A 25,534-nucleotide genomic window follows, 5' to 3' on the forward strand; every position below is an offset into this window, starting at 1 on the left:
AAAACTAGATTTCACTCACATTTTAACAAAAAAAGCTTGTCGATCAAGCCACTTTTTATGGCTTTGTCGACAAGCTGAAAAATCCCTTGCTAAGGGATTTTTTTCGTCTCGGGCGCCCGTATATAATAGTGTTAAAATCGCTTCTGGACAGGAGGGAAGATGATGTTTGCTCCGGACGCCATTCTCCGTACGTGGAGAAGATTCGACGCTTTTCCGATGGAAACGCTGACAAAGGCATGGTTTTATCATCAGGCAGGGGATCAGAAACAGCGGAACGTATCAATGATGAAGGAACACCACCTAGAGTACGGCATTGCCGGTAATTGCTTTGACCTTTCGATTTGGCTGCTGGACGAGTTTACAAAAGACGGAGTGGACGCTTTTCCGATCGGCCGTTCGTTCAAAACAGAACGTGCGCATGCCGCAGTCATCGCGCTTGATGAAAGAGGACGGCGCTTTTTGTGTGATCTGGGAGACCAATGGCTGCAGCCGATTCTGATCGACTGCGAATGTGAAGATTATACCAGTGAAAAGCTGGACGGTTTTTTCCCGGCAGCACAAATTCAAGTCAAGCCGACAACCGGCGGAGTTAAGGTCCTTTACCATCGGCCGAACGGAAAGGTGTCAACTCAAGTCTACTTTACAGACCCTGTTGACATGTCCGTTTTTTGGGAGGCGGCTGAATACTCGCAAGCGGCATTGAAGCCTGAGCCATTACTGGAATGCAGAATTCCGTTTCAACATGAAATCGCGCATTGGGAATTCAGCGGCTGGGACATCTATCTTAGCACGAGCAAAGGATTATACAGAGAAGCGAAGCCGGACACAATCGCAGGCTGGACTGAGAAAATCCATGATGTCACTGGATACGATAAAAATGTTATCAGGAAAGCGTTGGAGATTTATCAAACCCGCGCATGATCTTAAACCTTGAAAAAAACTCATTTTATACATATCATGTGGAAAGAGGAGAGGATAAGATGAGCCATTATGACCAGCAATACAATGCAATCATTCAAAAAATTATTGAATCAGGGATCTCCGATGAAGAATATCAGGTCCGGACGAAGTGGGATTCAGACGGAACGCCGGCTCATACGCTGAGCATCATGAGCGAAAAAATGCGGTTTGACAATTCAGAAGTGCCGATTTTGACGACGAAGAAGGTGGCGTGGAAAACGGCCATTAAAGAGCTGCTTTGGATCTGGCAGCTGAAATCCAATGATGTTCAAGTTTTGAACGATATGGGGGTTCATATTTGGGATCAATGGCGGCTTGAAGACGGCACAATCGGAGCAGCGTACGGCTATCAATTAGCAAAGAAAAACAGAACGGTTAACGGTCAGAAAGCCGATCAAGTGGATTATTTGCTCCATCAGTTGAAGCATAACCCGTCTTCACGCAGGCATTTGACTATGCTGTGGAATCCCGATGACTTGGACGGCATGGCCTTGACGCCCTGCGTCTATGAGACGCAATGGTATGTGAAGGAAGGAAAGCTTTCTTTGGAAGTAAGAGCGAGAAGCAATGACATGGCGCTTGGCAACCCGTTCAATGTGTTCCAATATAACGTCTTGCAGCGCATGATCGCCCAAGTCCTCGGTTATGAGCTGGGCGAATACATCTTCAATATCGGTGACTGCCACATCTATACCCGTCACATCGACAATTTAAACATTCAGATGAAACGCGAGCAGTATGAAGCGCCGAAGCTGTGGATCAACCCGGACATCAAAAACTTTTATGACTTTACAATCGATGATTTTAAATTAATTGACTATAAGCACGGCGACAAGCTGACATTTGAAGTTGCCGTATGAACAGGCGGATTTGCCGCCTGTTTTTTTGTTGTGTGAATGAATTATTTTAAAAAACTACATCGATGAAAAAGTTTGCGTATCTGACAGCCGCATGTACGTGTTTACGTTTAGATCGGACGCAAAAGCACGTGCAGTTTAATATCGAGGAATTCTATCACAGGCATGACCGAGCATTTAACTTGATCATAGAAAATAAACGTTTATTTACACAATCTAAACGTCTTTTTCACAAAGAGCCCGAAAAGCAAAAACAATTCTCTCTTAATCTGTTAGTGATACCAGCATATACAAGAGGAGGTTGTTTTTGTCATGATCAAAAAATGGACGGTTCATCTGCTGTTTTCCGCATTGGTGCTGCTCGGGCTTTCGGGAGGGGCTGCATATTCTCCTCAGCATGCCGAAGGCGCTGCAAGGTATGATGACGTATTGCATTTTCCGGCATCGCGCTACCCTGAAACCGGTGCTCATATAAGCGCTGCAATCAAATCGGGCCATTCAGATGTCTGCACAATTGAAAGATCGGGAGCGGATAAGCGCCGTCAGGAATCATTAAAGGGGATTCCGACCAAGCCGGGCTTTGACCGTGACGAATGGCCGATGGCCATGTGTGAAGAAGGAGGAAAAGGAGCGTCGGTCAGATATGTCAGCTCATCGGATAACCGCGGAGCCGGTTCCTGGGTCGGGAACAGGCTGAGCGGTTACGCTGACGGGACGAGAATTTTGTTTATCGTTCAATAAAAGGGAGACAACGAAAAAAATGTTTCCTCCAGGAAACATTTTTGTTGACAAGAAAACCACTTTGGGGGATAATGGTAATGTAAGCATATGATCAATCCCTCTGTTTCAGGCTCGCATCCTTCATTGCCGTATGGATGTGAGCCTGTTTTTTCGTGCAAAAAAAAAACCGCCGGCCGGCGGTTTTGCTGATGAGTCCGTTTTTTAATGAACAGTGCGGAATACGCCAATGACTTTTCCGAGAATCGTCACATTCTGGAGGATGATCGGTTCCATCGTCGGGTTTTCCGGCTGAAGGCGGATATGTGTTTCTTCCTTGAAAAACCGCTTAACAGTCGCTTCGTCGTCTTCGGTCATCGCAACGACGATATCTCCGTTGTTTGCGGTGTTCTGCTGTTTGACTATCACATAATCCTGATCAAGAATTCCGGCATCGATCATGCTTTCGCCCATGATCTCCAGCATGAAGACATGCTCATCCGGCGGCGCCAGGCGGTCAGGAAGCGGAAAGTATTCCTCAATGTTTTCGACTGCGGTAATCGGCGTACCGGCTGTCACCTTTCCGATGACCGGGACATTGACAACCTGGTTTTTCGGAATGTGAATTTCTTCCTCTGTATCGAGAATTTCGATCGCTCTCGGCTTCGTCGGATCCCTTCTGATCAATCCCTTCGTTTCAAGCCTTGCCAAGTGGCCGTGTACCGTTGAACTTGACGCCAGGCCGACCGCTTCTCCGATCTCCCTGACGGAAGGCGGATAGCCTTTGCGTTTCACTTCTTCTTTAATGAAACGCAAAATATCAAGTTGTCTTTTTGATAGCTTCGTCATTTTTTGCACCTCAAAACGTCGATTTTAGCTAGATTATAGCATGTTTTTCCTTTGAGTACAAACATAGGTTCGAAAAAAACGATTGACAGAAACATTTGTTCGTATGTATACTGAAATCATAAAACCGAACAAACATTCTGGGGTGATGGATATGAAAAGAGAATCATTGATTTTTGTCAGTCTGTTTACTGCTGTGATCAGCTGTTGTATTCTGTTTGTGTCTTTTGCCGGTAAAATCGAAGAAAGAAAGCAATATGTTAAAATAGAAGTGCAGGAAGGCGATACATTGTGGGAGCTGGCCGACCGGATCAAAGGCGGAAAACCCGCTGACAAACAAAAATTCATCGAATGGGTCGCCGATAAAAACAATCTGCCGACTTCCGTCATTAAACCGGGCGATGTCTTGGTTCTGCCGGTAGCCAAACAGCACTCCGATCAATATCAGCTTGCAGTTGTAGAATAAAAGATTGAGGGGATTTCCATGAATGCGATTATTTACACCAGGGTAAGCACTGCGAAGGAGCAGCAGGAAACCTCATTAAAACGGCAGGCTGAAGAGCTTCAGTCGCTTGCCGCCGAGCACGGGATGAACGTCGTGAACGTCATTTCCGAGCAGGCGAGCGGATATGAGATGGACCGCGACGGCGTCTTCGATCTGCTCGAGGAAATCAAAACATCAGACATCGACGCGGTTTTAATACAGGATGATACGCGGCTTGGAAGAGGGAATGCCAAAATTGCCCTTCTTCACTGTTTATATAAAGAAGGCGTTCAAATCTACACGCTGGCTCACCGGGGAAAGCTTGAGCTTTCCGAAGCGGATTCGATGGTTTTGGAGATTGTCGGCATTGTCGAAGAATACCAGCGGAAAATACATAACCTGAAGATTAAGCGGGGAATGAAGAAGGCGGTCGAAAACGGCTACCGCCCGGAGAGGAATCTGAAACACCGCAAAGAAGGCGGCGGGAGAGAGCGGATCGAAGCGCCTCTTTCAGAAATCGTCAGGCTCAGGGAGAACAAGCTGACGTTTGCGGAGATTGCAGCCGTGTTGAGAGGGTTCGGATACAGCATTTCAAAAGCAACCGTTCACCGCCGCTACCAGGAGTATAAGGACGGCCTTGCAGACTAATCTGTTGTCAAACGAAAGCGGATTTAGTAGTATGATGGATATATACCGAATCAAAGGAGTATCTTATGATTTCTAATGAAAAAATAGCCAGAATTAACGAGCTTGCCAAAAAAGCAAAGAGCGGATCTTTAACAGACGAAGAAAAAGCAGAACAGCAGAAGCTTCGCCAGGAATATCTTCAAGGCGTCCGCGCGTCTATGAAAAACACGTTGAAAACTGTGACGATTGTTGACCCTGAAGGTAATGATGTGACGCCTGAAAGGCTCAAACAGGAAAAAAGAAACCGCCGATTGCATTAATTTAGGGAATACGCCGATATCGTATTCCCTTTTTGTATATACTACAATTTAAAATGAAGGCAAAGATTCGTCAATTTTCACTGCTTTTGAGCTGAAATGGTTGTGAAAACCGATGGGTAGATTTATGATAAGAAAGTAGAGTCCATACAGGAAGGGGATCATAATGAAAACGATTGAATTAAAATCTGTCGCAACAATACGAACACTCTCCATAGACGCGATTGAAAAAGCTAAATCCGGTCACCCGGGCATGCCGATGGGGACTGCTCCGATGGCTTATGCGCTTTGGACAAAAATGATGAATGTCAGCCCTGAAAATCCGAATTGGTTTAACAGGGACCGTTTTGTGCTGTCTGCCGGTCATGGATCAATGCTTCTGTACAGCATGCTTCACTTAAGCGGGTATGACGTTTCAATTGAAGACCTCAAGAATTTCCGCCAATGGGGAAGCAAAACGCCCGGGCATCCGGAATTCGGACATACTCCGGGTGTAGATGCGACTACAGGCCCGCTTGGCCAAGGAATTGGAATGGCTGTCGGAATGGCGCTTGCTGAACGTCACCTTGCGGAAACTTACAACCGTGACGACTATCGCGTCGTTGATCATTATACATACAGCATTTGCGGTGACGGAGACTTGATGGAGGGAATTTCATCGGAAGCGGCTTCGCTTGCGGGACATTTAAACCTCGGCCGTCTCATCGTGCTTTATGATTCAAATGACATTTCGCTTGACGGTGAATTAAACCGCTCATTCTCTGAAAATGTGAAGCAGCGTTTTGAAGCGATGAATTGGGAAGTGCTTTATGTTGAAGACGGCAATAACATTGCTGAAATTACGGCAGCCGTCGAGAAAGCGAAACAAAATGAAAAGCAGCCGACATTAGTTGAAGTGAAAACAACGATCGGTTTCGGCTCTCCAAACCGCGCGGGAACATCCGGCGTTCACGGCGCTCCGCTCGGCTCAGAAGAGGCGAAATTAACGAAGGAAGCGTATGAGTGGACATACGAAGAAGATTTTCATGTCCCTTCCGAAGTGTACGAACACTTTAACGAAACAGTGAAGGAAGCGGGCAAGAAAAAAGAGGCGGAATGGAACGAGCTGTTCTCCGCATACAAGAAAGCCCACCCGGAACTTGCCGAAGAGCTTGAACTTGCGATGAAAGGCGAGCTTCCTGAAGGTTGGGATCAGAAAGTACCTGCTTATGAGAAAGGAAGCAGCCTTGCTTCGCGTGCATCCTCAGGGGAAGTGTTAAACGGAATCGCTCAACAAGTGCCGTTTTTCTTTGGCGGATCCGCTGACTTGGCCGGCTCCAACAAAACGACAATCAAAAACGGCGGAGATTTTTCAGCGAAAGATTACGCCGGCAGAAATATCTGGTTCGGTGTACGGGAATTTGCGATGGGAGCAGCTTTGAACGGAATGGCTCTCCACGGAGGCCTTCGCGTATTCGGCGGAACGTTCTTCGTTTTCTCCGACTACCTGAGACCTGCGATCCGTCTTGCGGCATTAATGGGGCTTCCTGTCACATATGTGTTTACACATGACAGCATTGCCGTCGGAGAAGACGGACCGACTCATGAGCCGATTGAACAGCTGGCATCGCTTCGTGCGCTGCCGAACTTGTCCGTCATCAGACCTGCGGACGGAAATGAAACAGCAGCAGCATGGAAACTGGCGCTTCAATCAAAAAATCAGCCGACTGCGCTTGTGTTGACACGCCAAAACTTGCCGACAATCGATCAGTCTGCTGAAGCAGCTTATGAAGGCGTTGAAAAAGGTGGGTATGTCGTTTCGAAAAGTCAAAACGAAAAACCGGAAGCGATCTTGCTTGCGAGCGGATCTGAAGTCGGCCTTGCGCTTGACGCACAAAGCGAGCTGAAAAAAGAAGGCATTGACGTATCCGTTGTCAGCGTTCCGTCTTGGGATCGTTTCGACAAGCAGCCGGCCGAATATAAAAATGCTGTTCTTCCAACTGATGTGACAAAGCGTCTCGCAATTGAAATGGGATCGCCGCTCGGATGGGAGAGATATACCGGCACTGACGGGGACATTCTCGGAATCGACCATTTCGGTGCATCAGCTCCCGGCGAAACGATCATGAAAGAATACGGTTTTACGCCTGCAAATGTAGTTGACCGGGTGAAAAAGCTGTTAAATCGCTAATCGGGTATATGAAAGAGAATGATCTGCGGATCATTCTCTTTTTTTCGTTTCGACAAAATTAGTCGCTTCTTTTATCATCATCAGACAATCATTTCTAACCCCCTTTTGTATAATAGAAAGCATATATTCTTCGAAACAGGGGGATGAGACAGTGATGGAACGCCATTATTACACGTATTTGATAGAAGAGGAATTTGCCGGCCATTATTTTGGAAGAGAGTCTGTCATGTTCAAGCTGTTTTACGATTATCATTGGACGAGCCCCGATCAAAAGTCTCAATTAGCCGCCAAGCAGATCGAGTTCATTACAAAACCGATTCCCGCTGCCCATATACACAAAAGAATGAAAATGAACCTCTGCCGGGAAGACTATACACAAGTTGACTATGTATACAGATTGATTGTTCCAAAAGGAAGCGCTTCTTTTATTATCAAAGACCGACATATTGAGATTTTGGCGAAGGGTCCATTCGATGCCGAAACGGTTTTCTTTGAGGTTTTGCGGAAAGTAAGTCCGTGTTTCCTTGCGATGGATTTTAATATGAAACGTTACGGCTGGCTGAACCCTGTGAAAGAAAGAAATTTTGTATAAAAAAAAGATTTTGGACTGTAGATGTTGTATAATAGCGTTTGGTTTAGTACACTTTATACGAGACAACATGAAGGAGGAAATTAAATGGATTTATGGGTTGTCATCCTAGTGGGCGTTTTAGCATTGCTCGCAGGTGTTGCACTCGGATTTTTTATTGCTCGTAAATATATGATGAACTATTTGAAAAAAAATCCGCCAATTAATGAACAAATGCTGCGCATGATGATGATGCAGATGGGTATGAAACCATCCCAGAAGAAAATTAATCAAATGATGAAAGCCATGGAAAATCAAACGAAATAATACGAATGCGATTATGACATAGAAGGAACATGGTTATAAAATAAAAAACCCGCTTCCGGGTTTTTTATTTTGATCTATGATTATTGTGTATGTCCGAGAGATCGTTTTTGGTATTCCAAAAGAAGGATATCCAGCTGCTGGCTGTGCTGAATGGTGATATGTGAAGTCATGCCGTTTGTCATGACGATTTTTAGCAGCTCTTTTCTTTTTTCCTCAATTTCATGAAGCAAATTTTCTTTCATCACAGGAATTTATCCTTTCTTCTGTAAAAATCATCTTTTTGTTGCCTACTAAATGTTATTATATCCATATATAGGTTCCTTTTCAATTCTGAAGGTGATAAGGGTAAATTGTCAAAATTGATTATATAAAGAAATTCGTGAAACCAACATCCTTTTTTGTGATATGTTAGGAAATTGAAATGTAATTGTCATATCAAATGATTTTCTTTCATGGTATTCCAAAAAATAGAAGGGAGAAAGAGATGGCTGATATCAACTATATTCTCGCTTTCGGTGCAGGGTTTCTATCGTTTATTTCGCCATGCTGCCTGCCGCTGTATCCCGCTTTTTTATCATATATTACAGGTGTCAGCATGAGTGAAATCCATTCTGACAGACTTATGTTTCAAAAAAGGAGCCTGATACATACGATCTTTTTCCTGATTGGCTTTTCGATGATCTTTGTGGCTCTCGGCTACAGCACATCGCTTGTCGGGTCCTTTTTTAAGGATTATCATCAGCTCATCAGGCAGCTTGGCGCGGTATTTATCATCTTTTTCGGATTTGTCACACTGGGGGTTTTTAAGCCTGAATTTTTAATGAAAGAAAGGCGCCTCCATTTTAAAAACAGGCCCGGCGGCCTGCTCGGTTCTGTCGGAATCGGAATGGCATTTGCCGCCGGCTGGACGCCCTGCACCGGTCCGATTCTTGCAGCGGTCATCACCCTCGCCGGAACGAACCCGATGTCGGCTGTGCCTTATATGGTGCTTTATGCGCTCGGATTCAGCCTGCCGTTTCTGCTCCTGTCTTTTTTCATTACAAAGATGAAATGGCTTCGGAAGCATCAGCTCATCATCATGAAGATCGGCGGAATTGCAATGATTGTAGTCGGAATCCTGCTGTTCTTTGACTGGATGACGAAAATCATTATCGTACTGTCAGGCCTGTTCGGCGATTTCAGAGGCTTTTAGAAACCTGGCTAAGAACCGCCTTGGTTTTTTGTTACAATAGGACTGATTCACAGCAAAATTGAATAATGATGTTGGAGGGGAGTATGACAAGGGTTTTAATTGTTGATGATGCAAAATTTATGAGAGATAAAATCAGAGAAATACTTGAAACAGAAGACTTGCAAGTCGCGGGTGAAGCCGGGAACGGGGAAGAAGCTGTTTTGCTTTATCAAGAGCTGCAGCCGGACTTGGTTATCATGGATATTACGATGCCTGTGAAAAACGGGATTGAAGCTTTAAAGGACATGATCAAGCTGAACCCGAAGGTGAAAGTGATCATGTGTACGGCCATGCGGCAAAAGCGAATCGTTGTTGAAGCGATCGAAGCCGGAGCCAAGGACTTTATCGTCAAGCCTTTCGAGGAGACGAAAGTCATCGAAGCGATCCGCCACGTGCTCGGAAATCCTTAAAGCTGAAAACTTGAACATGGTTTTTTTCTTCGTTTTGGAGTATAGTAACAAGTAGAGAAATTAGCTTTAGAAAAAGGGATGATATGTATGATGATCGTCGTTTCATCTATACTTGCCGTCGTGATGGCCGTCATTGTCATGGCTGTCAGAATCAAGTCATCTGAAAAACCGGCTACGGCCAAAAAAATTATACTGCCTCCGATTTTTATGAGCACCGGTGCTCTCATGTTTTTATTTCCGATGTTCCACGTGACCGGTGCCGAATTTTTGGAAGCTCTCACAGTGGGCATGATCTTTTCTATTTTCTTAATTAAAACCTCAAAATTTGAAATCCGCGATGATAAAATCTATATTAAACGCTCCAAATCGTTTGTGTTTATTTTAATTGCGCTGCTCGTCATCCGGATTGTGATGAAGAGCATATTAAGCACAACGATTGATTACGGCGCACTGAGCGGAATGTTTTGGATTCTGGCTTTCGGGATGATCGTTCCTTGGCGGATTGCCATGTTTTTATCGTTCAGAAAGCTTTCAAGCCAGATTGAAGCGTCAAATCACATACAGGTCAATTAAAACAAAACCTTTCCTTCTTTCAGGAAAGGTTTTGTTTATTTAAAAAGCTCTTGATATGAAGAGTGATCAATGTTCTTTTCTTTTAAACGCTTCACGAGGAATTTATGGTCTCTTTTCGGTGTGGCCATAATATAGCCTCTGACGATTAAATCCCGGTCGATTGCGTCGGCTTTTTCCTTCAATGCGAGCTCTCCGATCTTTCCGGCGATTTTCGCTTTTGCTACATCGCGAAACAGTTCGGGTACGGGAGAAACCAATTCTTCAAGCAGTTCTTTTTCTTCGTCATTCCACAAATGCCTTGTCCGTTCAATAAAATAATCCTGCCAGTCCAGCTCAGATTTCCCATCTTCTTTAGGCAGCCTTTTTAAAAATTTGCGAAACATGAAAAAACCGCCGATTGACAAGAGGACGATCATGATGACGATCCAAGCGAGCATCAGCCATAAAAACCATCCTTCCAGCATCTCTCATCACTCCTTTGTCTATAACCTATTTTACATGAAGGCGTTTTAGAAGAACATAGAAAAAATAATATAAAATGGGACACCGGCCTGATCAAAAGAGATGCTAGAACATAATCTATTGTATAGCAATTCCCTAATCGGCCATAGAGAATTGCTAGCGGATATTTGACGAACGAACGGAAAAAACCCGGATGGCAAAGTGTTTTAAGCGCTGTCCGGGTTCTGCTTGTTGTGCATGTATGATATAAAAGGAATATGAAATGAAAGCGAAACTTCCTCTTGGCTTGCTTCCTTATTGATTTTAACTGCAAGAATGCTGTTTTCGCATTCCGCTTCGATCTGTTTGTCATTCAAAAAGAAAGGAAGCATCAGCGATTTTTCGTAATGCTGTTCATCGGTTTTAACCGCAAGCTTGAAATCGTAGCCGGAAAACGTCATGTCAAGGTTCCGGGCATTCAAGCGGCTTAAATCTGCTTCGATTATATATTCAGTGCTCGTTTCGTAAAGGTCAATCGGTAAAGTCTCATCATAGAGGAGAAAAGGGTCGTCAACAAACTGTTTCATCCATTCTTTATCAAAATCTGCGGAATCGAAACGTTTTGTATTTGTCATTTGATCATTCCTCCATACCTAGCCTTACCGTTAGATTATGCACAGCTGTGAATTCATGTGAAGGAGGTTGCATCGCCAGCAGAGAGTTAAAGTCAAAACCGCGCCGTGAAAGACGCGGAAAATATTACATATCGTGACTGGAATTATGTTTTTGTCTCGTATGGTTCCGGTTTTTAACTTTTTTGCTTCCGCTCAAGGGCTCTGGCTGCCCATGCTGAGCTCCTTTCGGTGCGTTTTTGCGCATATCTTTGCCGTCGTTTTTATTTGTCAATGTCTTAACCTCCTAAGCCATCATGAAGGATTTTAGTATTTATTGATTGTTCTTCCGTTTTTTGTTGTTTTGGCGTTCCGCCTCAGTGAGAATATGCTGGTCATCTTCAATATATCCCGCGCCGTTTCCTTGGCGTTTAGCATTGTTCATTCCATTGATGACATGGTTTGCTTTTCGTTTGGCCATTTTCGATCACCTCAGACTGTAGTATAGCCTTAGCGGGTGTATTGTATAAAAAAATGTATTTCCAGTAAAATAAACTTTTTTCCGTATATAAGGCATTCTTATTGAATTTAATAAAAACATTGATATTTACTTATGTTTAAAATTGTTTTAAGATTAAATTGTGAGAAAATTGTGGTGAAATATGCCGATTTTTCTGGCGTATGATCTTGATCTTTAAAGGGGGATTTTGGAGAAATGGCGAATCAGCAACAAGTCGCAAAAAAAGACGCTTTTCAATCAAGAAAAACGTTTACAGTACAAGGCAAAACGTACAGCTATTATTCTTTAAAAGCATTAGAGGATCAAGGAATCGGAAACGTATCAAAACTGCCTTATTCCATTAAAGTTTTGCTCGAATCCGTTCTTCGTCAAGTAGACGGGAGAGTCATTACAAAGGAACACGTTGAAAACTTGGCAAAATGGGGCACTGCCGAATTAAAGGATATTGACGTTCCTTTCAAACCATCCCGCGTTATTTTGCAGGACTTTACCGGCGTTCCAGCCGTTGTTGACCTTGCTTCATTAAGAAAAGCGATGGCTTCAGTCGGCGGAGATCCGGATAAAATCAATCCTGAAATACCGGTAGACCTTGTCATCGACCACTCCGTACAAGTTGACAAAGCGGGTACGGAAGATGCATTGACAATTAATATGGATCTTGAATTCCAACGAAATGCAGAGCGTTACAAATTTTTAAGCTGGGCTAAGAAAGCGTTTAATAACTATCAAGCTGTTCCACCTGCTACAGGTATTGTTCACCAGGTGAACCTTGAGTATTTGGCAAACGTTGTCCATGCTGTGGAAGAAGACGGCGAGATTGTCGCTTATCCTGACACGCTTGTCGGTACTGACTCCCATACAACGATGATCAACGGAATCGGCGTTCTCGGCTGGGGCGTCGGCGGAATTGAAGCTGAAGCGGGCATGCTCGGCCAGCCTTCATATTTCCCTGTACCTGAAGTAATCGGAGCGAAGCTTGTCGGAAAGCTGCCGAACGGCACGACGGCGACAGACTTGGCGCTTAAAGTAACACAGGTGCTGCGTGAAAAAGGCGTGGTCGGAAAGTTCGTCGAATTCTTCGGACCGGGTGTTGCGGAACTTCCGCTTGCAGACCGTGCGACAATCGCAAATATGGCTCCTGAATACGGCGCGACTTGCGGTTTTTTCCCTGTTGATGAGGAAGCATTGGAATACATGCGTTTAACAGGCCGTGATGAAGAACATATCAATGTGGTGAAAGAATATTGCCGTCAAAACGGATTGTTCTACACGCCTGATCAGGAAGATCCCGTATTTACCGATATCGTTGAAATTGACTTGTCAAAAGTTGAAGCGAATCTTTCAGGTCCGAAGCGTCCTCAGGATCTCATTCCGCTGACTGACATGAAAGAGACGTTCCACAAGCATTTGGCAAGCCCTGCGGGCAACCAGGGATTCGGTTTAAACGCGAGTGAGGCTGACAAAGAAATCAAATTTAAGCTTGAAAACGGCGAAGAAGCCGTTATGAAAACGGGTGCGATCGCAATTGCGGCGATTACCAGCTGCACAAATACATCAAACCCTTATGTCTTAATCGGTGCGGGCCTTGTCGCTAAAAAAGCGGTTGAACTGGGATTGAAAGTACCGAACTATGTGAAAACATCCCTGGCTCCGGGTTCAAAAGTCGTAACAGGATACTTAGTCAATTCAGGCCTGCTTCCGTATATGCGCGAGCTTGGATTTAACATCGTCGGATACGGCTGTACGACATGTATCGGGAACTCCGGTCCGCTTGCGCCTGAAATCGAAAAAGCGGTTGCCGAAAACGACCTGCTGATTACGTCTGTCCTTTCCGGAAACCGTAACTTTGAAGGCCGGATTCATCCGCTTGTCAAAGGAAACTACCTGGCGTCTCCGCCGCTTGTCGTGGCCTATGCATTGGCGGGCACGGTAGATATTGACTTGAAAAACGAACCGATCGGCGTCGGAGAAGACGGTCAAAACGTATACTTCAACGATATTTGGCCGACGATGGACGAAATCAACTCCGTCGTGAAGCAAACCGTTACTCCTGAGCTGTTCAGAAAAGAATATGAGCGCGTATTTGATGACAATGAACGCTGGAATGCAATTGAAACAACGGATGAAGCCCTGTATAAATGGGATGAAGAGTCCACTTACATTCAAAACCCGCCGTTCTTTGAAAACATGTCAGTTGAGCCTGGTACGGTTGAACCGCTTAAAGGTTTGCGCATTGTCGGCAAATTCGGAGATTCTGTCACGACTGACCATATTTCTCCTGCGGGAGCGATCGGCAAAGACACGCCGGCCGGAAAATATTTGCAGGAAAAAGGCGTTTCTCCTAGAGACTTCAACTCATATGGTTCAAGACGCGGAAACCATGAAGTCATGATGAGGGGAACATTCGCCAACATCAGAATCAAAAACCAGATCGCTCCTGGTACAGAAGGCGGTTATACAACGTATTGGCCGACAGAAGAAGTAATGTCCATCTATGATGCCTGCATGAAGTATAAAGAAGACGGCACAGGTCTGGTCGTCATTGCCGGAAAAGACTATGGAATGGGTTCTTCCCGCGACTGGGCGGCAAAAGGAACAAATCTGCTCGGCATCAAAACCGTCATTGCAGAAAGCTTTGAAAGAATTCACAGAAGCAACCTTGTGCTGATGGGCGTGCTTCCGCTTCAATTTAAAGAGGGAGAAAACGCTGAAACGCTCGGTTTGACCGGGAAAGAAACGATTGAAGTTGACGTGAGTGAGACGGTGCGCCCGCGCGATCTCGTTCAAGTCAAAGCGATTGCCGAAGACGGCACAGTCAAGTCGTTTGAAGCTGTTGTCCGCTTTGACAGCGAAGTGGAAATCGATTATTACCGTCACGGCGGAATCCTGCAAATGGTGCTCCGCAATAAAATGAAACAGTAATTGAATGAGGAGAGAGAGCCTTTAGCTTTCTCTTCTTTTTTCAGCGTGATCCTGAATTGGAGGATGCCGATGATGAAAAAATTGCTGGCTGCCGCGTTTCTTTTCGTTTTGGCCGGTCTTGCGGTATGGAACTTTACAGGGCAAAAGGAAGCCGAAATCGGCATTGCGAAAGGAGACAAGGCGCCTGATTTTACGCTTCCGTCTTTAAAGGATGGAAACGATGTATCTTTATCAGACTTTAAAGGAAAAAAAGTGCTGTTAAACTTTTGGGCGACCTGGTGTAAACCGTGTGAAACAGAAATGCCTGCAATGGAAGAACTCCAAAACGAAAATCAGGACATTGCTGTTTTGGCCGTCAACTTTACATCTTCCGAGAAAAACGAAGAGTCGGTCAAAACGTTTGCCGAAAGGCACGGTTTACATTTTCCCATCGTCTTAGACCGAACGGGCATCAATGCGAAATACGAGATTTTTTCGTATCCGACGACATTTATTATTGATGAAAACGGAATCATTAAAGATATCGTCCTTGGCACGATGTCGAAAAAGAATATGGAAGAAAAGCTGGGATTATAAAAAATCCCGGCTTTTTTGCTTATATTGCCCAAAAAATGGTGAAAATGAAAACAAGCTGGAGGTGATTCAACATGAAAAAAGCGAAAAGGCGGACATTTGAAGAACTTGTCTTGGAAAACAAAAAGGAGCTCATGACCAACCAGGAGTTTCTTGATCGGCTGGAAGATAAGCTTGAAGAGAAATTTAAGCTGAAGTGACTTTTTAAAAATCGATTCATGTTTACGCTCCTTTTTGAGAATCCTAATGCTGAAAAGGAGGGATAGACATGCCGAGGGAACATGACAAACAGTCTAAATTTGCCCCGAGCCATCTTGGGACAAAACCGGTAGAATATAAACGCAACAAAGGAAAAAAGATGCATGATAAATCAGGAGAAACGCCGATCATTATGCAGACAAAAGGCGAGTAAAGAAGAAAAGGAGGCAGAGACCCGCATGACACACCAAAAACATCATCCGGATGACAGATCAGACAACGTGGAGAAGCTTCAAGACATGGTGCAGAACACAATCGAAAATATCGAGGAGTCTGAGGAGCAGCTGTCTTTTGCCAACGAGGCGGAACAGGAGCAGATCCGCGAAAAAAATCAACGCCGAAATGAAAGCATTGAGGCGATGCGTAATGAAATCCATGACGAGGCGGAAGACCGCGAAAACGGATATCACCAATAAACCAGGGCGACCTGGTTTTTTTGCATGGAAGCCGTCTGTCGTGTTTTTGCCCATTGTATATGCTAAAATTGGATTATATACATTGTGAAAAGGGAGTAGAGGGAATTTGTACGTCTCAAAAAAAGAAATAGAAGTCCGCTATGCCGAAACAGATCAAATGGGCGTCGTTTATCACGCCAATTATTTGATTTGGATGGAGGTAGGACGGACGGCTTTAATTAAAGAACTCGGCTTCTCTTACGCCGAAATGGAGAAAGACGGCATCCTGTCGCCTGTCGTGGATATCAATGTCCGCTACGTCAAACCTCTTCGCTACGGTGAAACCGCGACGGTACATACGTGGATTGAAGAATATAACGGCTTTAAAACGGTATATGGGTATGAAATCTTCAATTCCGCTAGTGAAACCGCTGTGAAGGCCACATCGTCCCATATTTGCGTTGACGGGAACAGCTTCAAACCGGTTCAGTTCCGCAAGCTTTATCCAAAGTGGCATGAAGCTTATGAAGAGGCCAAAAAGTAATGGCGTTCGGGATTAAAAGAAACGAGCTGAACGAATGGAAGCGCGCCGTTTCAAACGGCGAAGTTGCGTTCCTCACGCATTACTGGCTCGATGATAGGTATCCGGATGTCAATACCGTGACAAAAGCAGGATGCGGCAACATTGATAAGCTTGCAGAGTGGGGCAAACAGTACGGACTGAAAAAAGAGTGGATCCATAAAAGAAGCAAATTTCCTCACTTTGATTTATTGGGAGAGAAGCAGATCGAGATTTTAAAACAAGAAAAGCTCTCAAGCCATATCAAGCGTTTCAGGCTCGAATCATTCGATGTTTTAGAGAAACCCGGACACCCTTGAAACAAGCAAGCATTGTCCTTGCTTGTTTCATCCTGTTGAGCAAAAATTGAAGGAGAAAAAGACGGAACGATATCTTTAGTTTCAATGATGTCGTACCTCAGTGTTTTTCATCCCTTGGTAAGGCCGCAGTCATTTTATTTTTCATAAAAAAGTCCCTAAAACAAGAAGTTTTAGGGAGCAGAGTGAGCGTCTCATTCATTTTGATTGTTTAATTTGTGCATGATGTCCTGATCTATTTGCTTCTCGCTTACTTTTTCTTTGCTGGATATGATGTCCCTTCTGTCTTCCCAATGAATAATATAATACTGACCTTTCTGCATTTTTTCCTGAGAAGAGAGTTTTAGGTTTTTGGGTTTTCCATCTTTATCATAACCTGTAACATCATAGTTATAATTTATATATGTGTATCCATCACTCGCTTTTTCTTTCACGACTTTTGGATCTTTTGTAATTTTGACGTAATAATCTTCCGTTGAATAATATCCGGAATATAAAAAGTAGCCCCCGGCCAAAATTATCAGTCCTGCCGTTAAAATCCCTAAAAACCATTTCATTATTTATCACCTCGAACCCATCATATATAAAACCTCCAAACGAAACTATTGATTTTTCTTACATATTCCTTTCACTTTTGTAAGCATTTAAAGTTCAAGCGCACCAAAAAAACAGCTACTTGAAGCAGAGAGAAGCATTGAGAAAAAAGAATCTGTTCACCATTAGATCTGATAAGGGTCAATTGAGGCTTTAGCATTTGAGACCATCACTTTTCAGTTGCGGCTTGTTGCAGATAAAAGAAGGGGAGGTTTTTGCGAAATAGCGGGAAAATCGTTTTCCATTCTATTTGAATCATCGGTGTAGTGAAATTATATTTTCCAAGCAAAAAGACATCTTTCTGGTGAAGATGTCCTTCAAAAATACCCATCATAATCCATCGAGACTTCCATCAATAGCATTCTTGTTGGTGCCATCCAGACAAACCAACATCTCAAGACGCATGTTTGACGTTTTAATCAATGAAAAAATGAATTGCGGTCAAAAGTATAGAAAAACCCAATATCGTTCCTACGACAATGCTATGCCGTTTACGATTCATCACAACCACAGCGATATATTCACGGATCATGGCGTTCGGCCAATAATAAAAAGCGGTTTTTGAACCGATGCCGTCGCTTTTCAAGCCTGCTCGTTTTGCATATAGGCTGGCGCGGAACAGATGGAAATTGTTTGTTGTGAAGATGCTGTTATATTTGCCGTCTGTTAATGAGTCCATCAGTTGTTTGGAGAAAAGCATATTTTGATATGTATTGACAGAACGGTCTTCTTTCAAAGTGTGCTCTCCGGGTATCCCTTTTTTTAAAGCATATCTTTGCATCGCTTCAGCTTCAGAAAGATTTTCATCAGGTCCTTGCCCGCCGGAGAAGATGATTTTCGGCGGAGAAGCAACAGCTGTCTGTTTCCAATAAAAATCGACAGCCTTATTGATCCTGCTTGCTAAAAGCGGCGGTACTGTATCGTTAATTAATCCACTCCCGAGAACGATGATGTAATCCTGATTAAGCTTCGGTCTGTTAAATTGATATAGAAAATAAGCTGTTAAGAAATTTGTTAAATGAAAAAAGAAATAGACCGTAATAAGCGATGATCCCGCAAACAATGGCTGAACATTTGGCGATAAAAAACGAGCGGGGTCAATCACTGACAATAGGAAAAATATGATAATGCCTAACCCGGAAATTAAAGTCAAACAATTAGACAATCGTCGTCCTTCTCTTTTGATAAGAATTCTCGCATTCAGAAATAACCCGATCATTAAAGCAAATAGACCAAACGTTAGGATAAAGAAAAAGATCAGCAGCGGTAGAATGACGAACAGTCTGAAAAATCCGATTCCGACAACGTATGCCAGATAGTAGGATAGAACAAGAAATGAACAAAAAAATAGATTGAATAAAAAACCGTTGATGATCCTTCTTCGGTCCGTTAAATAAAAGATCAGAAAAACAGCTAGCAAAATAAAGGTTATCACACCGTAAAACATGTCCAAACACCTCGATGTCAATGACTCTGTATAATAGAAGATTGTGAAAAAATCTTGAAGAATGGGAAAATCCTTGCCGCTTTATTTTAGACGAACTGCATTTTAGATATACAAAATCTGTACCTTACTCATTTGTTCGGGGAGGTGTACGCAGCGCACGGTGTGCATGTGCCGCACACTCAGGCAAGCCGGCCTATGTGTCGGAAGTCTTTTTTTCGGTACTTTAATTAAGATAAAAAATAAAAAAACTTGCAGAATAACAAGAGTTTCTCTGCAAGCTGAAAAAATGCTCTTTTTTACTGATATTCAAAAACAGGCTCTTCCGAAGATTCATTATAGGTGACAAGCAGATCATGGCCGTCGAAATACCATACATCACTTTCTTCAACGAAAAACGTAATGCCGTCTTTTTCCGCACTCACACCGATTTGCTGCGGCTCATCTTTGGAAACCCCAAGGGAGAAGCCTTTTTGAACATTGCTGCAGCCTCCGTAGCGGACAAAGAAGCGAACCTGATCTCCTTCTTTTAAATCAAGCTCGTCCTTATACCATTTAAGCGCCTCTTCATTAATTTTCAAATTCACGGGCAAGCACTCCTTCATCATTTGTTTCAAAGCATGCTGAATCTATTTATAGTATATAACGATTTTGTCCGATCATGAAAATATAATGTTTTTCGGACAGGCTCATTTTTTGCCGGACATCCACTTGATTTTAGGCTCGGTTTTATCCATAATGCGTTTAATGTTCGTCCTGTGTCTGTATACGACAAACGCCGTTAGAAAGGCGACGACTGCCACCAATAAAAGATCTTTGGTAAACAGGCTGTAAACCGTTGTATACAAGCCGGTTAAAATGGAAGAAAGCGATACATATTTTGTGATATACAAAAACAGAAAGAACACCGCAATCATTGTGAGAAACAGAAAAGGCTGATAGCAAAGCAATACGCCTCCGGAAGTAGCGACAGCTTTTCCGCCTTTAAATTTTGCGAACACAGGGAACATATGCCCGATGACTGCGGCTACACCGGCCAACAAAGGGTGTACGCCGATGTGGAGGATGGCGGGCAGAAAGGCGGCGAGCGTCCCTTTCAAAATATCCGCAGCCACCACGATGGAGCCGGCTTTCACCCCAAGTGTCCGGAATGCATTGGTGGCGCCAAGATTGCCGCTGCCGTGTTCCCTGATGTCGATTCCTTTGGCGGCCTTTCCGACAATTAAGCCGGACGGAATGCTGCCGAGTAGATAGGCTAAAACAAATAATAAAGCAATTAACATTTCATTTCTCCTTTTTAGATGATCCCTTCTCTTTATTTTAACATGAGAGGCGCCTTTCATGACGGCTTTTCTTTAAAAGTACCGTATATATCATACAAGATAATGCGCCCTAATCATATGAAAATTTTGATTATCGCCTTTGCTTTCGTGTAAACTGAACGTAAAAGGAGTGATCGCCATGGAAAACCCTTCTAAACAGGAAATCAAAAGCATTCTTGAAAACAGCAAACGAATCGCGGTAGTCGGCCTGTCCGACAATCCTGAAAGAACATCGCACATGGTATCAAAAGCGATGCAGGACGCGGGATATGACATCATCCCTGTCAATCCGGCCATAGATGAAGCGCTGGGCGTCAAGGCTGTGGCATCATTAAAAGACATTGAAGGACATATTGATATCGTCAATGTGTTCAGAAGATCCGAACATCTGCCCGATGTCGCAAAGGAATTCCTGGAGATAGACGCAGATGTGTTTTGGGCGCAGCAGGGGCTTGTCAACGAAGAGGCTTATCGGCTTCTGAGCGAAAAAGGCTATACGGTGATTATGGATTTGTGTATAAAAGTGGCGCACGCGTTAACAAAATCGGCATAAAAAAGACAAAAATCCTTGTTTTTTCAAGGGTTTTTGTCTTTTTTATGCGAGAATATGTTTGCGAATTGCTGTGGAAAACGGCTACAATAAGTCTTGGACAGTTTTTTTAAGAATGATTTTCCAATTGCTGGTGGAAAAGCCTTGTCCTCCAGGGGACGAATCGTGTAAAATGACGGCTGTGCAAAAAAGCGGCTTTCATTTTAACATGTTCCCGACAATGCTTGAAGCGCTTGGAAAAGAATCGGATAATACTTTGCTTTACATGACAGAGTGTGTATTATTCTTTATAAGCAATGTTTGATTTTTGAAAGGGGTTTATGCATTTGGTTAAGAAACAGCAAGTTGACTATAATGATGATTCCATACAGGTGCTCGAAGGCCTGGAAGCGGTCAGAAAACGCCCCGGTATGTACATCGGTTCAACAGACAGCCGGGGCCTGCACCATCTCGTATATGAAATCGTCGATAATTCCGTCGATGAAGTCCTCGCGGGCCATGGGAATCACATTATAGTAAAGATACATAAAGATAACAGCATATCGGTGCAAGACAGAGGCCGGGGAATGCCAACAGGAATGCATAAGCTCGGCAAACCGACTCCCGAAATTATTTTGACAGTGCTGCATGCCGGAGGAAAGTTCGGCCAAGGCGGCTATAAAACGAGCGGGGGGCTGCACGGCGTCGGTGCATCCGTTGTAAACGCCCTGTCCGAGTGGCTGACAGTCACGATTGAGCGGGACGGAAATGTTTACAGGCAGCGTTTTGAAAACGGCGGCAAACCGGTGACATCCCTTGATAAAATCGGAACGACCAAAAAGACCGGCACCCTGATTCATTTCAAGCCTGATCCTACGATGTTCAGCACAACGACATTTAACTTTGAAACGCTTTCAGAGCGTCTGAGAGAATCAGCCTTTTTGTTAAAAGGATTAAAAATCGAATTGATCGATGAACGCGATCAAACAAAAGAAACGTTTTTATACGAAAACGGAATCGAAGCTTTTGTCGCTTATTTAAATGAGGAGAAAGACGCGCTTTCTGAAGTGGTCTCATTTGAAGGGGAGCACAACGGCATCGAGGTGGACTTCGCGTTTCAATTTAATGACGGCTATTCTGAAAACATCCTGTCATTCGTCAATAATGTCAGAACAAAGGACGGGGGAACCCATGAGTCCGGTGCAAAAACGGCGATGACGAGAGCATTCAACGAATATGCGAGAAAGGTGGCCCTTTTAAAAGAAAAGGACAAAAACCTTGAAGGAACGGACATCCGGGAAGGCCTGTCAGCAATCGTTTCCGTCCGGATTCCAGAAGAGCTTCTGCAATTTGAAGGACAGACAAAAGGAAAGCTCGGCACGAGTGAAGCAAGGTCAGCCGTTGATGCGATCGTCTCCGAGCAGCTCGCATATTTCCTTGAAGAAAACAGGGAAACGGCAACATTGCTCGTCAAGAAAGCGATTAAAGCCTCCCAGGCAAGAGAAGCTGCGAGAAAAGCAAGAGAAGAGGCAAGAAGCGGAAAGAAAAGAAAGAAATCCGAAGCGACGCTCTCCGGCAAGCTGACGCCTGCACAATCAAGGAATCCGTCCAAAAACGAGTTGTATCTCGTGGAGGGTGACTCTGCCGGAGGATCAGCAAAGCAGGGAAGAGACCGGAAATTCCAGGCTGTCCTGCCGCTCCGCGGAAAGGTTATCAATACGGAAAAAGCGAAACTGGCCGATATTTTTAAAAATGAAGAGATCAATACGATCATTCACGCGATCGGCGGAGGGGTCGGCGCCGATTTTGACATTGAGGACATCAATTACGACAAAGTCATCATCATGACAGATGCGGATACAGACGGCGCTCATATCCAAGTGCTGCTCCTGACTTTTTTCTACCGCTATATGAAGCCGCTGATCGAGCACGGAAAAGTGTTTATCGCGCTGCCGCCGCTCTATAAAGTCAGCAAAGGGTCGGGCAAAAAAGAAATCATTGAATATGCTTGGTCTGATGAAGAAATGGACGACGTCCTCAAAAAAGTCGGAAAAGGATATACAATTCAGCGCTATAAAGGTCTCGGCGAAATGAACGCTGACCAGCTTTGGGAAACGACAATGAACCCGGAATCAAGAACGCTTGTCAGAGTTAAAATCGATGACGCAGCCCGTGTGGAAAGGCGCGTGACGACATTGATGGGCGACAAAGTTGAGCCGAGAAGAAAATGGATTGAGAAAAACGTCGCTTTCGGACTTGATGAAGAAAGCAACATTTTAGAAAACGAGAATTTATCGGTCGCTGAGGAGGTTTAAATAAATGGCACAGCCAGAGATTTATCATGATTTACCATTGGAAGACGTGATCGGCGACCGTTTCGGCCGATACAGCAAATACATTATTCAGGATCGGGCGCTCCCTGACGCCAGGGACGGCCTGAAGCCTGTTCAAAGAAGAATCCTATACGCCATGCATGCGGAAGGAAACACGCACGATAAGAATTTCCGCAAGGCCGCAAAAACGGTCGGTAATGTAATCGGGAACTATCATCCTCACGGAGACAGTTCGGTCTACGAAGCGATGGTGCGGATGAGCCAGGACTGGAAGGTTCGCAACGTGCTGGTTGAAATGCACGGTAACAACGGAAGCATCGACGGTGATCCGCCGGCTGCGATGCGTTATACAGAAGCAAGGCTCGCAGCGATCGCTTCAGAGCTTTTGCGAGATATTGACAAAGAAACGGTCGAGTTTGTGCCAAACTTTGATGATACAAGCAAGGAGCCCGTCGTCCTTCCGGCGATGTTCCCGAACCTGCTTGTCAACGGATCGACAGGGATTTCCGCCGGGTATGCGACTGACATTCCGCCGCACCATCTCGGAGAAGTGATCGATGCCGTGATAAGGCGGATTGACTCGCCGAACTGCAGTGTGGATGACCTTATGGAGCTCGTAAAAGGACCGGACTTTCCGACCGGAGGAATCATCCAGGGGAAAGAAGGCATAAAAAAAGCCTATGAAACCGGAAAAGGTAAAATCATCATCAGGGGCAAAGCCGAGATCGAAACGATCAGAGGCGGCCGCCAGCAAATTGTCATTACTGAAATTCCGTTTGAAGTCAACAAAGCGAATTTAGTGAAAAAAATGGACGAATTCAGGATTGAACGGAAGGTCGAAGGGATTTCCGAAGTCCGTGACGAGACCGACCGGACAGGACTCAGAATCGTGATTGAGCTGAAAAAAGAAGCGGATGCACAAGGCATTTTAAATTTCTTGTACAAAAACTCGGATTTGCAGATTCCGTACAACTTTAACATGGTGGCTATTCATAACAGAAGACCGATGCTGATGAATCTCACATCGATTTTGGACGCTTATATCGGCCACCAAAAAGAAGTCATCACAAACCGTTCTCAGTATGAGCTGAAAAAAGCGAAGGAAAGGCATCATATCGTAGAAGGATTGATGAAGGCACTGTCCATTTTGGACGAAGTCATTGCGACGATCCGCTCCTCCAATGACAAGCGCGATGCCAAAAACAATCTGATCGAAAAGTTCGCATTTACAGAGCCGCAGGCTGAAGCGATCGTTTCATTGCAGTTGTACAGGCTGACAAACACAGATATTACGGCTCTCCAAGAAGAAGCAAAAGAACTCGATCAGAAGATCAAAGAGCTGGAAGAGATCCTTTCCAATGACAAGAAACTCTTAAAAGTGATCAAAGACAACTTGAAAAAGGTGAAAAAAACCTATGCCGGTCAAAGGCGTTCTGTCATCGAAGAAAAAATCGAAGAAATCAAAATCAATCTTGAAGTGATAGTGGCGTCTGAAGACGTTTATGTGACCGTGACGAAAGACGGTTATATTAAACGAACGAGCCAGCGGTCTTTTGCTGCATCAAACGGCCAGGACTTCGGCATGAAAGATACCGATCGTCTGCTCTGTCAGCTGGAAATGAATACGACAGACGTACTGCTCTTGTTCACAAATAAAGGGAGCTATGTGTATTGTCCCGTTCACCAGCTTCCTGATATCAGATGGAAAGACTTGGGTCAGCACATCACAAATATCATATCGATCGACAGTGATGAATCCATCGTCAAGGCGATCCCTGTCAGGGAGTTTACCGAATCTGAATACCTGCTGTTCTTTACGAAAAACGGAATGGCGAAAAGAACTCAGCTGATGCAGTATAAAGCACAGCGCTATTCAAAAGCACTGGTCGCTCTTAACTTAAAAGGCGACGATGAAGTGGTCGATGTTCATGTAACGGACGGAACGAAAGATTTGTTTATCGCAACACATTCCGGCTACGGTCTGTGGTTCTCAGAAGATGAGGTCAGCGTCGTCGGCGCAAGGGCGGCCGGTGTCAAAGGCGTCAATTTGAAAGACGGCGACTTTGTCGCCAGCGGGCAGGTGTTAGAGGAATCGGATGTGCTTGTGCTCGCGACCCAGCGCGGATCTATTAAGCGGATGAACCGCACCGAATTTGAAAAAACGTCACGGGCGAAACGAGGGGTTCTCATGCTGAGGGAACTGAAGAAAAAACCTCACCGCATCACCGGGCTGCTCGCATGCTCATATCATGCTCAAATCACGCTTCAAACCGAAAAAGGTATCACAGAGGAGCTGCTTGTCAAAGATATCAAGCTTCATGACCGGTACAGCAACGGTTCTTTCATCATCGACGAAGATGAGGCAGGAGAAGTAACAGATGTATGGATCAGCAAACATGAACTGGAGTGAAATTGACCTCATATCACCACATGCCCATCAAGAATAGAACCGCGAAGAATGCTGCTGAAAAAGAACATGCCAGATAAACCTTAAACAGGTTGATTTTTAAACACTAGGCTACTTTTCTTGTGATACAAGCTTTTTTCTTTGTTGGGCTTCTTTTTGGAGTAAGCGTCAAATACATGAAAATTCTCTGCTGCTTAATTGATAACAGAGTAAAACAACCCA

32 protein-coding genes are annotated in these 25,534 nt (G+C 44.3%); 22 read left to right on the forward strand and 10 right to left on the reverse strand.

Features of this window, described 5'->3' with window-relative positions; all coding sequences use genetic code 11:
* The first annotated feature begins 159 nt into the window (after window positions 1-159).
* From QMZ64_RS11040 to QMZ64_RS11050, 3 genes are all read left to right on the forward strand, one after another.
* A complete protein-coding gene (locus QMZ64_RS11040; RefSeq protein WP_265626930.1) occupies window positions 160-921 on the forward strand; it encodes a hypothetical protein in 762 nt (253 codons plus the stop codon).
* A gap of 59 nt (window positions 922-980) precedes the next feature.
* Window positions 981-1,820: a thymidylate synthase gene (locus tag QMZ64_RS11045; RefSeq protein ID WP_026579651.1), complete on the forward strand. Its 840-nt coding sequence runs from the start codon at window positions 981-983 to the stop codon at window positions 1,818-1,820.
* A gap of 309 nt (window positions 1,821-2,129) precedes the next feature.
* Window positions 2,130-2,558 carry a NucA/NucB deoxyribonuclease domain-containing protein gene (locus QMZ64_RS11050; RefSeq protein ID WP_301441310.1) on the forward strand — a complete coding sequence of 143 codons (429 nt, stop codon included), beginning with the start codon at window positions 2,130-2,132 and terminating at the stop codon, window positions 2,556-2,558.
* 201 nt (window positions 2,559-2,759) lie between these two features.
* Here the strand turns inward: QMZ64_RS11050 and lexA are convergent, their stop codons facing one another.
* Window positions 2,760-3,383, reverse strand: a complete 624-nt coding sequence (gene lexA, locus QMZ64_RS11055) for a transcriptional repressor LexA (protein WP_020451591.1) — start codon at window positions 3,381-3,383, stop codon at window positions 2,760-2,762.
* A 151-nt stretch (window positions 3,384-3,534) separates the two neighbouring features.
* Between lexA and yneA the strand changes: the two genes are divergently transcribed.
* From yneA to QMZ64_RS11085, 6 genes are all read left to right on the forward strand, one after another.
* Window positions 3,535-3,846, forward strand: a complete 312-nt coding sequence (gene yneA / locus QMZ64_RS11060; protein ID WP_020451592.1) for a cell division suppressor protein YneA — start codon at window positions 3,535-3,537, stop codon at window positions 3,844-3,846.
* Window positions 3,847-3,864: 18 nt separating this feature from the next.
* Window positions 3,865-4,512, forward strand: a complete 648-nt coding sequence (locus tag QMZ64_RS11065; RefSeq protein WP_265626929.1) for a YneB family resolvase-like protein — start codon at window positions 3,865-3,867, stop codon at window positions 4,510-4,512.
* 65 nt (window positions 4,513-4,577) lie between these two features.
* On the forward strand, window positions 4,578-4,811 hold the full coding sequence (locus QMZ64_RS11070; RefSeq protein ID WP_265626928.1) for a DUF896 domain-containing protein: 234 nt from the start codon (window positions 4,578-4,580) through the stop codon (window positions 4,809-4,811).
* A gap of 163 nt (window positions 4,812-4,974) precedes the next feature.
* Entirely contained in the window at window positions 4,975-6,978 is a 2,004-nt protein-coding gene (gene tkt / locus QMZ64_RS11075) for a transketolase (RefSeq protein ID WP_265626927.1), read from the forward strand.
* Window positions 6,979-7,132: 154 nt separating this feature from the next.
* Window positions 7,133-7,570 (forward strand): sporulation inhibitor of replication protein SirA, encoded by a 438-nt coding sequence (sirA, locus tag QMZ64_RS11080; protein ID WP_043926445.1) that lies wholly within the window; start codon window positions 7,133-7,135, stop codon window positions 7,568-7,570.
* 84 nt (window positions 7,571-7,654) lie between these two features.
* Complete coding sequence (locus tag QMZ64_RS11085; protein ID WP_003182236.1) at window positions 7,655-7,873, forward strand: YneF family protein; 219 nt, start codon at window positions 7,655-7,657, stop codon at window positions 7,871-7,873.
* 80 nt (window positions 7,874-7,953) lie between these two features.
* On the opposite strand, the gene QMZ64_RS11090 is transcribed toward QMZ64_RS11085, so the two are convergent.
* On the reverse strand, window positions 7,954-8,115 hold the full coding sequence (locus QMZ64_RS11090) for an aspartyl-phosphate phosphatase Spo0E family protein (RefSeq protein WP_276320352.1): 162 nt from the start codon (window positions 8,113-8,115) through the stop codon (window positions 7,954-7,956).
* 242 nt (window positions 8,116-8,357) lie between these two features.
* Here QMZ64_RS11090 and QMZ64_RS11095 point away from each other — a divergent pair, with 242 nt between their 5' ends.
* From QMZ64_RS11095 to QMZ64_RS11105, 3 genes are all read left to right on the forward strand, one after another.
* Entirely contained in the window at window positions 8,358-9,065 is a 708-nt protein-coding gene (locus QMZ64_RS11095) for a cytochrome c biogenesis protein CcdA (RefSeq protein WP_065643193.1), read from the forward strand.
* 83 nt (window positions 9,066-9,148) lie between these two features.
* Complete coding sequence (locus QMZ64_RS11100) at window positions 9,149-9,514, forward strand: response regulator (RefSeq protein WP_265626926.1); 366 nt, start codon at window positions 9,149-9,151, stop codon at window positions 9,512-9,514.
* Window positions 9,515-9,592: 78 nt separating this feature from the next.
* Window positions 9,593-10,087 carry a CcdC family protein gene (locus QMZ64_RS11105; protein WP_116758574.1) on the forward strand — a complete coding sequence of 165 codons (495 nt, stop codon included), beginning with the start codon at window positions 9,593-9,595 and terminating at the stop codon, window positions 10,085-10,087.
* A 35-nt stretch (window positions 10,088-10,122) separates the two neighbouring features.
* On the opposite strand, the gene QMZ64_RS11110 is transcribed toward QMZ64_RS11105, so the two are convergent.
* The 4 genes from QMZ64_RS11110 to sspO all read right to left on the reverse strand — a co-directional run bounded on the left by QMZ64_RS11110 (window position 10,123) and on the right by sspO (window position 11,620).
* Window positions 10,123-10,551, reverse strand: coding sequence for a DUF2621 family protein (locus QMZ64_RS11110; protein ID WP_243940554.1), 429 nt, complete (start codon window positions 10,549-10,551; stop codon window positions 10,123-10,125).
* A 204-nt stretch (window positions 10,552-10,755) separates the two neighbouring features.
* Window positions 10,756-11,163 carry an Hsp20/alpha crystallin family protein gene (locus QMZ64_RS11115; RefSeq protein WP_243940557.1) on the reverse strand — a complete coding sequence of 136 codons (408 nt, stop codon included), beginning with the start codon at window positions 11,161-11,163 and terminating at the stop codon, window positions 10,756-10,758.
* 124 nt (window positions 11,164-11,287) lie between these two features.
* On the reverse strand, window positions 11,288-11,434 hold the full coding sequence (locus tag QMZ64_RS11120) for a small acid-soluble spore protein P (RefSeq protein ID WP_243940559.1): 147 nt from the start codon (window positions 11,432-11,434) through the stop codon (window positions 11,288-11,290).
* Window positions 11,435-11,473: 39 nt separating this feature from the next.
* Complete coding sequence (gene sspO, locus QMZ64_RS11125; protein WP_243940561.1) at window positions 11,474-11,620, reverse strand: small acid-soluble spore protein O; 147 nt, start codon at window positions 11,618-11,620, stop codon at window positions 11,474-11,476.
* Between the two features lie 234 nt (window positions 11,621-11,854).
* Between sspO and acnA the strand changes: the two genes are divergently transcribed.
* The 7 genes from acnA to QMZ64_RS11160 all read left to right on the forward strand — a co-directional run bounded on the left by acnA (window position 11,855) and on the right by QMZ64_RS11160 (window position 16,686).
* A complete protein-coding gene (gene acnA / locus QMZ64_RS11130) occupies window positions 11,855-14,581 on the forward strand; it encodes an aconitate hydratase AcnA (protein ID WP_265626925.1) in 2,727 nt (908 codons plus the stop codon).
* A 69-nt stretch (window positions 14,582-14,650) separates the two neighbouring features.
* Window positions 14,651-15,157 carry a redoxin domain-containing protein gene (locus QMZ64_RS11135; RefSeq protein ID WP_059231071.1) on the forward strand — a complete coding sequence of 169 codons (507 nt, stop codon included), beginning with the start codon at window positions 14,651-14,653 and terminating at the stop codon, window positions 15,155-15,157.
* A gap of 71 nt (window positions 15,158-15,228) precedes the next feature.
* Window positions 15,229-15,354: an FbpB family small basic protein gene (locus tag QMZ64_RS11140; protein ID WP_065643189.1), complete on the forward strand. Its 126-nt coding sequence runs from the start codon at window positions 15,229-15,231 to the stop codon at window positions 15,352-15,354.
* 68 nt (window positions 15,355-15,422) lie between these two features.
* Complete coding sequence (locus tag QMZ64_RS11145) at window positions 15,423-15,566, forward strand: acid-soluble spore protein N (RefSeq protein ID WP_003182261.1); 144 nt, start codon at window positions 15,423-15,425, stop codon at window positions 15,564-15,566.
* A gap of 25 nt (window positions 15,567-15,591) precedes the next feature.
* Complete coding sequence (tlp, locus tag QMZ64_RS11150) at window positions 15,592-15,828, forward strand: small acid-soluble spore protein Tlp (protein WP_075754568.1); 237 nt, start codon at window positions 15,592-15,594, stop codon at window positions 15,826-15,828.
* 106 nt (window positions 15,829-15,934) lie between these two features.
* Window positions 15,935-16,351 carry a YbgC/FadM family acyl-CoA thioesterase gene (locus QMZ64_RS11155; protein ID WP_265626924.1) on the forward strand — a complete coding sequence of 139 codons (417 nt, stop codon included), beginning with the start codon at window positions 15,935-15,937 and terminating at the stop codon, window positions 16,349-16,351.
* Entirely contained in the window at window positions 16,351-16,686 is a 336-nt protein-coding gene (locus QMZ64_RS11160; protein WP_265626923.1) for a hypothetical protein, read from the forward strand. The genes QMZ64_RS11155 and QMZ64_RS11160 overlap by 1 nt, the downstream gene beginning before the upstream one ends.
* A gap of 191 nt (window positions 16,687-16,877) precedes the next feature.
* Here QMZ64_RS11160 and QMZ64_RS11165 read toward each other — a convergent pair whose 3' ends face one another.
* From QMZ64_RS11165 to plsY, 4 genes are all read right to left on the reverse strand, one after another.
* On the reverse strand, window positions 16,878-17,240 hold the full coding sequence (locus tag QMZ64_RS11165) for a YxeA family protein (RefSeq protein ID WP_265626922.1): 363 nt from the start codon (window positions 17,238-17,240) through the stop codon (window positions 16,878-16,880).
* 452 nt (window positions 17,241-17,692) lie between these two features.
* Window positions 17,693-18,724 carry a YdcF family protein gene (locus tag QMZ64_RS11170; RefSeq protein WP_265626921.1) on the reverse strand — a complete coding sequence of 344 codons (1,032 nt, stop codon included), beginning with the start codon at window positions 18,722-18,724 and terminating at the stop codon, window positions 17,693-17,695.
* Between the two features lie 296 nt (window positions 18,725-19,020).
* Entirely contained in the window at window positions 19,021-19,308 is a 288-nt protein-coding gene (locus QMZ64_RS11175) for a HesB/YadR/YfhF family protein (RefSeq protein ID WP_020451611.1), read from the reverse strand.
* Window positions 19,309-19,410: 102 nt separating this feature from the next.
* A complete protein-coding gene (gene plsY, locus QMZ64_RS11180) occupies window positions 19,411-20,004 on the reverse strand; it encodes a glycerol-3-phosphate 1-O-acyltransferase PlsY (RefSeq protein WP_025809960.1) in 594 nt (197 codons plus the stop codon).
* Window positions 20,005-20,182: 178 nt separating this feature from the next.
* On the opposite strand from plsY, the gene QMZ64_RS11185 reads away from it, so the two are divergent.
* The 3 genes from QMZ64_RS11185 to parC all read left to right on the forward strand — a co-directional run bounded on the left by QMZ64_RS11185 (window position 20,183) and on the right by parC (window position 25,315).
* Window positions 20,183-20,596 carry a CoA-binding protein gene (locus QMZ64_RS11185; RefSeq protein ID WP_265626920.1) on the forward strand — a complete coding sequence of 138 codons (414 nt, stop codon included), beginning with the start codon at window positions 20,183-20,185 and terminating at the stop codon, window positions 20,594-20,596.
* A gap of 323 nt (window positions 20,597-20,919) precedes the next feature.
* A complete protein-coding gene (gene parE, locus QMZ64_RS11190; RefSeq protein WP_075754576.1) occupies window positions 20,920-22,887 on the forward strand; it encodes a DNA topoisomerase IV subunit B in 1,968 nt (655 codons plus the stop codon).
* Window positions 22,888-22,891: 4 nt separating this feature from the next.
* Window positions 22,892-25,315, forward strand: a complete 2,424-nt coding sequence (gene parC, locus QMZ64_RS11195; protein WP_265626919.1) for a DNA topoisomerase IV subunit A — start codon at window positions 22,892-22,894, stop codon at window positions 25,313-25,315.
* Window positions 25,316-25,534 lie beyond the last annotated feature (219 nt).

The organism is Bacillus sp. LB7 (genome assembly GCF_030449715.1).
Classification (GTDB): Bacteria; Bacillota; Bacilli; order Bacillales; family Bacillaceae; genus Bacillus; species Bacillus paralicheniformis.